Below are 7,955 nucleotides of genomic sequence, written 5' to 3' on the forward strand. Positions count from 1 at the left end.
GCCCGGCTGCGCGCAACGGACCCGGCGGCGGTTGCGTCGGCAGTGCCGGGTCAGCGGGCCCTGTCGGTCCCGCGCTCGGGCCTGTCGTCCGCTTCAGCGGGCTCAGGAGGCTCCGGTTCTGGGGCCGCTGAGCCGGGGGCGCCGTGCACGGCGGGGTCCGTGCGGGCGACCTCGGCACGGATCATGGCGTTCAGGGCGGCGTAGGGGTCGATGGGCATGGCTGTCTCCTTGCGTGTGCTGAAGGGCTGAGGGGGTGAGCGTCCGGAGCGGGACAGGGCACCTCGGGTGCCGGCCCCGTACGGCTCCTCAGCAACGCAGGACCACGAACCTCATGACGGGTGGCGCGGGCGGCGGCGCCCCCGCCGCGGCCGGGGCGTGCGGATACGCGTCGGGGGCGGCGTCCGTGGTGACGGCGGCGTCCCGCCCGCAGGCCGGTGCACGCCGCTGTTCCGCCCGGCCGGGCGGGGGCTGCTCCGTCTCGGACGTGTCCTGTGGTCCCTCACCCGCGGGATCGGCGGGTGAGGACGCCGGCGACGTGTGTTCCGCGCCGAGCTGGGGGACGGCCGCGGCGCCCGCCTTCGTACCGAGTACGGCGACGAGCGCCATCAGGACGGCGAGCACGACACGATCGGCACAGCGCACAAGACGGTTCACGGGGCACAACCTCCTGGACATGCCACCTGTGCCCGCGATCCACCCCGGCTCGCCGTCCGCGGCCGGTAATGCGCTCTTCCGGGGGACGTCCGTTAGGCCGAATCCCCTGCCCGTGCCGCCGCCCGGTGGTTGCGCGCCGACATCCACGCGAAGACGAGCACTCCAGCGAACAGGAACAGCACACCCTGGTAGACGGCCGCGTAACCCGCCCCGGCGACCAGCCACACCGAGAAGCCGGCGGCGACCGCCGCGAGGACCCCGTCACGTACGAGCCGGGCCCGGCTGACGCGGTGCGACTGGCCCGACGCCAGGTAGTAGATCTGCGCGGCCGTGGACAGCAGATACGGCACGGTCGCCGTGAACGTGGTGACGAGGACCAGGATCTCGAACACGCCGTCCGAGCCCACCGTGTAGTTGTAGACCGTCAGCAGCGAGGCCAGGACGACGGTCGCGAGCACCCCGGCCGTCGGCACACCGCGCCGCTTCCGGGCGAAGACGGCCGGGAACAGCCCGTCGCGGGCGGCCGCGTACGGCGTCTGGGCGCTGAGCAGCGTCCACCCGTTCAGTGCACCGGCCATCGACACGAGCGCCATGCAGGCCACGGCCGTACCGCCCCAGGCCCCGCCGAACATCGCGTTGACGGCATCGGAGAAGGGCGCGGTGGATTCGGTGAGCTTGTCATGGGCGACGGTGCCGAACACCGCGAGCGTGCCGAGCAGATAGAGGACGGCGGCGCCCACGGTGCCGAGGATGGTGGCCCGGCCGACATTGCGCTGCGGATCGCGGACCTCGCCGGCGCTCACCGCCGCGGACTCCACGCCGAGGTAGCTGAAGAGGAGGATCGCGGCGGAGGCGGAGAGCGCGCCGACCGTGCCGGAGCTGCTCGCCTCGAACGGGCCGAGGTTGTCCGCGTCGAAGAAGAACAGTCCGCCGACGGCGACGAGCAGCAGCGGTACGAACTTCATGACGGTCGCGACGAGCTGGACGGCACCGACGTACCGCGTACCGGCCAGGTTGGCGGCGGCGGGCAGCCACTGCAGGAACAGGGCCGCCGCGATCGTCGCGGGCGTGGAGTCATGGAGCGGTACGAGGACGTCGAGGTAGCCGACAGCGGCCACGGCGAGTGCCGCGTTCGACACCCAGGCCGTGATCCAGTACGACCACGCGGCCAGGAAGCCGGCGAAGTCGCCGAACGCCTCGCGGGCGTAGACATAGGGACCGCCGGTGCGCGGATGGCGCTCGGCGAGCCGCCCGAAGACGAGGGCGAGCGCGATCGCGCCGACGGTCAGAACGGCGAAGGCCACGAGGCTGATGGTCCCGTACGGCGCGACGGAAGCCGGGAGCAGGAAGATCCCGCCGCCGATGATGTTGCCCATGACCAGAGCCGTGGCGACGGGCAGTCCGAACCGCCGGGCGTGCCTGCTCGGCTCATTGCCCTGCTCTGCCCTCTGCTCAGCGCTCTGGTCTGCGCCCTGATCTTTGCTTTGCTCTTTGCGCTGTTCCCCGGCGGTGGCCGTGGTCGAGTCGTGCTGAGGAACAGTGCTGGTCATGAGGGTGGTACGCCTTTCTCCGTGCAAACCCGACCATGATCAGGGACGGTGAACGCTGCACCAAATCACTCACTTTTGTCCTGCCTGGCCCTGCCGGCCGCCGGAAAAGCTCCGTCCGCCGGGCGCGGCGACCGGCGATCCTCCACGGCTCCGAGCAGCACCTGCGGGCCCGGCGACTCGCCCCGGCACTCGTCAAGCCACCGTCGCAGCACCCGGTGCACCTGCTCCGCTCCCACCAGTTCCCCGCCGCCCGCGACCGGCTCGGAGAGCTCGCACGGTGAGAGGAGGAAGGGGTACGACTGCTCGCCGCCGAGCCCGCCGTGCGAGCCGATCTGCTCCTCGAAGGCGTGCACCCGGCCCGTCCCGGGTTCGTACACGGAGTTGACCATGATGTCCGCGACGTGCGGGAACGAGTCGGTGCGGCGGACGGCGTCGGCCGCACCGGGCCCGAAGGCGGCCATCGGCCCCGAGCCGTCGAGCGTGTCCACCGGCAGCTCCAACGTCCCCACCCCGTCCCTGCCGAGCACCACCGAGCCGTGCCGTTCGCTGCGCACCAGCAGGAAGCCGATGCCGGGATGGTTGGCGAGGGTGCGCAGCAGGGCGGGGTGGCGGCGGTCGATCTGCTCCCGGCTGAGCCGTCCCGGGACGCCGGGGAAGAAGATCAGGCCCAGGTTCCCGGAGGCCAGGACGACGGGGTCCGAGCCGGACGCCGGCCGTTCCCCGGCGTCCTCCTCCCCCACCGGCCGGCGCAGTGCGCTGCGCAGCGCGTCGCGGGCCGCGTCACGGGCCTCCGCGCCGCTCCTGGTGCGCCCTGCGCGACGCGACACCGGCAGCCCGCAACCCGCCCGGACGAGATCCTTCAGGGTCAGCCCGTACACGCCCTGGAACGTCTCGCCGGGGCTCTGGCCGTGGTCGGAGAGGAGCACGATCCGGTAGCTGCGGGGTGCGTGCTCGGCGGCTTTCGCGATCAGGGCGACGGCACGGTCGATCCGCTGGAGCACCTTCGCCGCGTCCCGGCTGTGCGGTCCGGAGTGGTGGGCGACCTCGTCGTAGCCGACGAGGTCGGCGTACACGGCGGTGCGTCCGGCCAGCATGTCGCCGATCACCGCGGCGGCCACCACGTCCCGCTCGACGACGGTCGCGAAGGCCCGGATGAAGGGGTAGAGCCCGCCGCGGCCGATCCGCGGCTCGTCGCCGCGCAGCCGGGAGCGGACCGACTGACCGATCTCGCGGACGACTTCGGCGACGAACGACACGGCGGTACGGACGGCGTTGGCGGGGTCGGAGAAGTAGGCGAAGTAGCCCGCCCGGGAGCGGTTGGCACGGCCGCGGCGGGCAGCCACGGAGAGCACCAGCGCGAGCTGGTCGGCGCCGCCGCTGAACAGATTGCCGCGGCTGGCCCCGTCCAGGCTGAGCAGTCCGGCGTCACGGGTCCTGGTCACCGCGCGCCGCTGGAGTTCGACGGCGCTCGCCGGACGGTTGCTGACCATGATCCGGCCGGTGTCCTTCTCGTACCAGCGGAATCCCGGGACGTCGTGGTTCGAGCCGTGCAGGATGCCGAGCTGGCTGGCGCCGGTCTGGCTGGACCAGTCCGTGCGCCAGCGGGTGAGCCGGTGCGACTCGTCGAGCCAGCGCGCCAGGGTCGGCATCAGCCCGTCCTTGACCGCCTGTACGAGCACGGCGTGGCCGACCCCGTCGAGCTGCAGGAACACCGTGCCGGGCGGGGCGCTGCCCGCGATCCGTTCACCGCGTCTGCGGCGCCGGCGGTGGGCGAGGCGGGAGAGGCGGCGCCGGTAGGCGTTGTCGTCACGGACGGCCAGCGCGGTGGAGGTGGCGGAGGCGACGGCGGACATGACGGCAGCGACCACGACGGCGGTCTCGGGGTCGGCCGCGCCGCGTCCGTCGGGGATCATCCAGAGGGCGAGCAGCAGCAGCGATCCATTGAGGAAGAACACCAGGAGCCCGAGCACCAGGGCCGGGACCAGCAGGAACGCCCGTACGACCAGGGGCCAGACCAGGGCGCTGAGCAGACCGAACGCGCCGGCCCCCCAGGCCGCGGTGATGGCCGTCCTTGTGATGCTGTCCCCGTCGTCGGACTGGAGCTGGAAGTCCGGCAGGGCCGCGGCGAGCGCGAGCAGCGTCAGGGTGGACACCGCCCACACCACGATCACCCGGAACAGGGCGCTGCCAGCGGTCCGCCATCGCCCTTCACCCACGCGCCGTCACAGCCTCTCGACTCGCCTCGGATCCAGCGTGGCACACAGCGCCGACAGGAACGGGGTCGAAGCCGCGGGCCCCGGCCCTGGCCCCGGGTCCGGGGTCCGGGGTCCGGGGCCTGAGGTCCTGGGCGCGTGTGAGGTCCGGGGTCCGAGCTCCGGGGTCCGAGGTGTGAGGTCCGGGGTCCGGGTCTGAGGTGTGAGGTCCGGGGTCCGGGTCTGAGGTGTGAGGTCCGAGCTCCGGGGTCTGAGGTGTGAGGTCCGAGCTCCCGGTCTGAGGTCCGGGGTCCGGGCGATGCGCCCGGTGTCGAGCCGCAGGCTCAGCAGCCGTCGTACCCGGCCGTCGGCATCGACAGCCGCCGGTGCACACTCGCCTTCATCGCGGCGTCGTAGGCGGGCTCGTCGAGCCCCGCGGTCTCCAGCCGTACGCCGCGGCGTTCGCATTCGGCGGAGAAGCCCGGCACGGAGGACAACGCCCGGGCGAGCACCCGCTCGTTGGGGACGACGAAGAGGTCGACCAGACCCGCCTCGACATCGGCCCACAGGCCACAGTGGTCGGGACGCAGCCCGTAGAAGAGCAGTTCCCTGATGACGACGTAGCCCTTGCCCGCGGCCCAGCGCGCGCACATGGCGTGCTGGCTGCGGGTGTCGACGAGAAAGGGATCGCTGTCGAGCTCCTCCAGCGGGGTCAGGCTGGCGATCGCCGCCACCCGCACGTCGTCTTCTGCGTCGTCCGGTACGTCGTCTCGTACGTCGTCCATGGACCGTCCCCCTGCGTCGGCTGTCGCGGGCGACACTACTCCGGCCGGGACCGCGCGAGGGAGGCGCACAACGGGGGCTGGCGGAAGACCGCCGGGCCTGCGAGCGCCTACGCTCGTACGCAGACGGCGGCCGGTCCCCGCGCCGGAGGCCGCCGGTGGACCGGGCCCCGAACAAGGAGGCAGCGCGTGCCGGTGAAGGTCACCTGGTGGGGTCACGCCACCTGCACGGTCGAGGACTCCGGGATCCGGGTGCTGACCGACCCGCTGTTCGTGGGCAGGCTCGCCCATCTGCGCCGTCGGCGCGGTGAGCTGCCGCCGCCCGAGGCCGCCGTCGCCGAGGCCGTGGTCGTCTCGCATCTGCACTCCGACCATCTGCATCTGCCGTCGCTCGCCCGGCTCGCCCCGGGCACCCTGCTGATCGTGCCGCGCGGCGCGCAGCGCGCGGTTCCCGGGCTCAGGAGGCTGGACGGGCTGCGGATCAGCGAGGTGGGGCCGGGCGACGAGGTGTCGGTGGAGGGACTGCTCGTACGGGCCGTGCCGGCGGCTCACGACGGCCGGCGGCTGCCGTTGGGGCCGCACCGCTCGCCGGCGCTCGGCTATGTCATCCATGGTGCGGCGCGGACGTACTTCGCCGGGGACACCGGGCTGTTCGACAGCATGGCGGACGCGGTCGGGCCGGTGGACGTGGCGCTGCTGCCCGTCGGCGGCTGGGGACCGTTCCTGGGGCACGGGCATCTCAACCCGGACCGCGCGGCGCGCGCTCTCGCGGCGCTCGCACCCCGTTCGGCCGTGCCCGTGCACTACGGCACGTACTGGCCGATCGGGATGGACGCGATCCGGCCGCACGAGTTCCACTCGCCGGGGGACGAATTCGCACGGAAGGCGGCTCGGCTCGCGCCGAGGGTGGCGGTGCACCGGCTGGGGCACGGCGAGAGCGTCCGGCCGGAGGTCGCCCTGTGACGATCGTGGACGTGGTGGCCGAGTTGCCGCCGGAGTCGACGCAGCAGGCCGTCGGCTATCCGTCGCTCTTCCTGCTGGTGGCGCTCGGGGCTCTGGTGCCGGTGGTGCCGACGGGGGCGGTGGTGAGCTCGGCGGCCGTGGTGGCGCTCCATCAGACGGCGCCGTTCTCCTTGCTGTTCGTGTTCCTGGTCGCGGCGTCCGCGGCGTTCCTCGGGGACATCTCGTTGTACTGGCTGGGAAAGCGCGGCGTCGGGTCCAGGAACGGCTCGAAGTGGCTGGTGGCACTGAGGGAACGTGCGACGCCGGACCGGCTGGCGCTGGCGCAGCGCAGACTCGACGAGCACGGTGCGACCGTGCTGGTGCTGTCCCGGCTGGTGCCGGCCGGGCGTATTCCGGTGATGCTGGCGTGTCTGCTGGCGCGGATGCCGGTGGGGTGGTTCGCGCGCGGCGATGTGCCGGCGTGCCTCGCGTGGGCGGCGGCGTACGCGCTCATCGGGATTCTCGGCGGGTCGCTGTTCGCCGAGCCCTGGCAGGGCGTGGTGGCGGCCGTGGCACTGACGGTACTGCTGGCCGGGGTGCCCGCGCTGTGGCGCAGAGTCCGGCGGACGCCCGGCTCGTCCGGTGATCAGCAAGCCTGAGGCCCCGGTCATCCGGTGGCCGGCCCGCGCGGGACCCCGGTCACCCGGTGGCCGGTTCGCGCGGGACCCCGGTCACCCGTCGGCCAGCACACGTGAGGCACCGACCGGCAGGTCCCACAGTTCGTCGCGCGGCCGGCCGGTGTGCTCCCAGGCGGTCAGCAGCCGGGTGACTGGCTCCATCACCGGCTCGGCGGAGAGCAGGAAGGTCGCCCAGTGCATCGGCGCCATGTTGCGCGCACCGAGGTCCTCGAAAGCTTGTACGGCCTCCTCCGGGTCGGTGTGCACGGTGCTGAGCCACCAGCGCGGCGCGTACGCCCCGATCGGCAGCAGCGCCAGATCGATGTCCGGGTGACGGCGGCCGATCTCCTTGAACCAGTGGCCGTATCCCGTGTCACCCGCGAAGTAGACCTGCCGGCCGAGCCGGTCGGTGAGGATCCAGCCGCCCCAGAGCGAACGGCATGTGTCGGTCAGGGTGCGCTTGGACCAGTGGTGCGCCGGTACGAACTCGAAGCGGACCGTGTCCGAGCCGTTCCTGGCGGGGAGCTCGGCCGCCTCCCACCAGTCGAGCTCGGTCACCCGGGTGAACCGCCGGCGCCGGAACCAGCGGCCGAGGCCCGCCGGGACGAACAGGGGGGTGCGCCTGGGGAGCCGGGCGATGGTCGGGGCGTCAAGGTGGTCGTAGTGGTTGTGGCTGATGACGACGGCGTCGACGGTGGGCAGATCCTCCCAGCGGACGCCCACCGGGGTCAGCCGGGCCGGGGTGCCGAGGATCCGGCGGGACCAGACGGGGTCGGTGAGCACGGTCAGCCCACCGATCGCCAGCACCCAACTGGCATGCCCGGCCCAGGTGACGGCGACCGTTCCCGGGTCCGCGGCGGGCAGCGGCCCGGGCGCGAACGGCAGTTGCGGAATGTCCCTGAGCCCGGCGGCCGCGGGCCGCAGCGTGCCCTCCTTGGCCAGTCTGGCCATGGCCCGCACCCCGGGCAGCGGCGCGGTGAGCCGGTCGGCGAACGATCTCGGCCAGCGACGGGTGAGTCCGAGGGGCCGCAGGCCGGTGGTGTCAGCGGCGCCGGCGCCGGTGGTGCTCGTCGCTCCGGCCGGCCTCGGCCGGGCGCCGGGAGCGGTCCGGGTACCGGGACCAGGGCCGGTACCAGGACCAGGGCCGGTACCAGGACC

The 7,955-nt window shown here is 73.2% G+C and carries 8 protein-coding genes; 2 read left to right on the forward strand and 6 right to left on the reverse strand.

Annotated elements, in window-relative coordinates; genetic code table 11:
• Positions 1–50 precede the first annotated feature (50 nt).
• The 5 genes from ACWGI8_RS34830 to ACWGI8_RS34850 all read right to left on the reverse strand — a co-directional run bounded on the left by ACWGI8_RS34830 (position 51) and on the right by ACWGI8_RS34850 (position 5,181).
• The gene (locus ACWGI8_RS34830) at positions 51–218 is read right to left on the reverse strand and encodes a hypothetical protein (RefSeq protein ID WP_453667145.1); all 168 of its coding nucleotides are present in this window, start codon (positions 216–218) and stop codon (positions 51–53) included.
• An 88-nt stretch (positions 219–306) separates the two neighbouring features.
• Entirely contained in the window at positions 307–654 is a 348-nt protein-coding gene (locus tag ACWGI8_RS34835) for a hypothetical protein (RefSeq protein WP_453667147.1), read from the reverse strand.
• Positions 655–746: 92 nt separating this feature from the next.
• Entirely contained in the window at positions 747–2,204 is a 1,458-nt protein-coding gene (locus tag ACWGI8_RS34840; RefSeq protein ID WP_453667149.1) for an amino acid permease, read from the reverse strand.
• Positions 2,205–2,269: 65 nt separating this feature from the next.
• Positions 2,270–4,420: an alkaline phosphatase family protein gene (locus ACWGI8_RS34845; RefSeq protein WP_453667151.1), complete on the reverse strand. Its 2,151-nt coding sequence runs from the start codon at positions 4,418–4,420 to the stop codon at positions 2,270–2,272.
• A gap of 320 nt (positions 4,421–4,740) precedes the next feature.
• On the reverse strand, positions 4,741–5,181 hold the full coding sequence (locus ACWGI8_RS34850; RefSeq protein ID WP_453667153.1) for a hypothetical protein: 441 nt from the start codon (positions 5,179–5,181) through the stop codon (positions 4,741–4,743).
• A 186-nt stretch (positions 5,182–5,367) separates the two neighbouring features.
• Between ACWGI8_RS34850 and ACWGI8_RS34855 the strand changes: the two genes are divergently transcribed.
• Together ACWGI8_RS34855 and ACWGI8_RS34860 are read left to right on the forward strand one after the other, a co-directional pair.
• Complete coding sequence (locus ACWGI8_RS34855; RefSeq protein WP_453667155.1) at positions 5,368–6,141, forward strand: MBL fold metallo-hydrolase; 774 nt, start codon at positions 5,368–5,370, stop codon at positions 6,139–6,141.
• The gene (locus ACWGI8_RS34860) at positions 6,138–6,779 is read left to right on the forward strand and encodes a DedA family protein (RefSeq protein ID WP_453667157.1); all 642 of its coding nucleotides are present in this window, start codon (positions 6,138–6,140) and stop codon (positions 6,777–6,779) included. Before ACWGI8_RS34855 ends, ACWGI8_RS34860 begins: the two co-directional genes overlap by 4 nt.
• Positions 6,780–6,851: 72 nt before the next feature.
• Here ACWGI8_RS34860 and ACWGI8_RS34865 read toward each other — a convergent pair.
• Positions 6,852–7,955, reverse strand: a 1,104-nt coding sequence (locus tag ACWGI8_RS34865) for an MBL fold metallo-hydrolase (protein WP_453667159.1), incomplete at its 5' end; no start/stop codon positions are given.

It is taken from the genome of Streptomyces sp. NPDC054841 (genome assembly GCF_053611045.1).

Bases quoted from the DNA above. Each gene is read 5' to 3' on its own strand.
- ACWGI8_RS34830 (WP_453667145.1), bottom strand. From the start codon at position 218: ATGCCCATCGACCCCTACGCCGCCCTGAACGCCATGATCCGTGCCGAG.
- ACWGI8_RS34840 (WP_453667149.1), bottom strand. From the start codon at position 2,204: ATGACCAGCACTGTTCCTCAGCACGACTCGACCACGGCCACCGCCGGG.
- ACWGI8_RS34850 (WP_453667153.1), bottom strand. From the start codon at position 5,181: ATGGACGACGTACGAGACGACGTACCGGACGACGCAGAAGACGACGTG.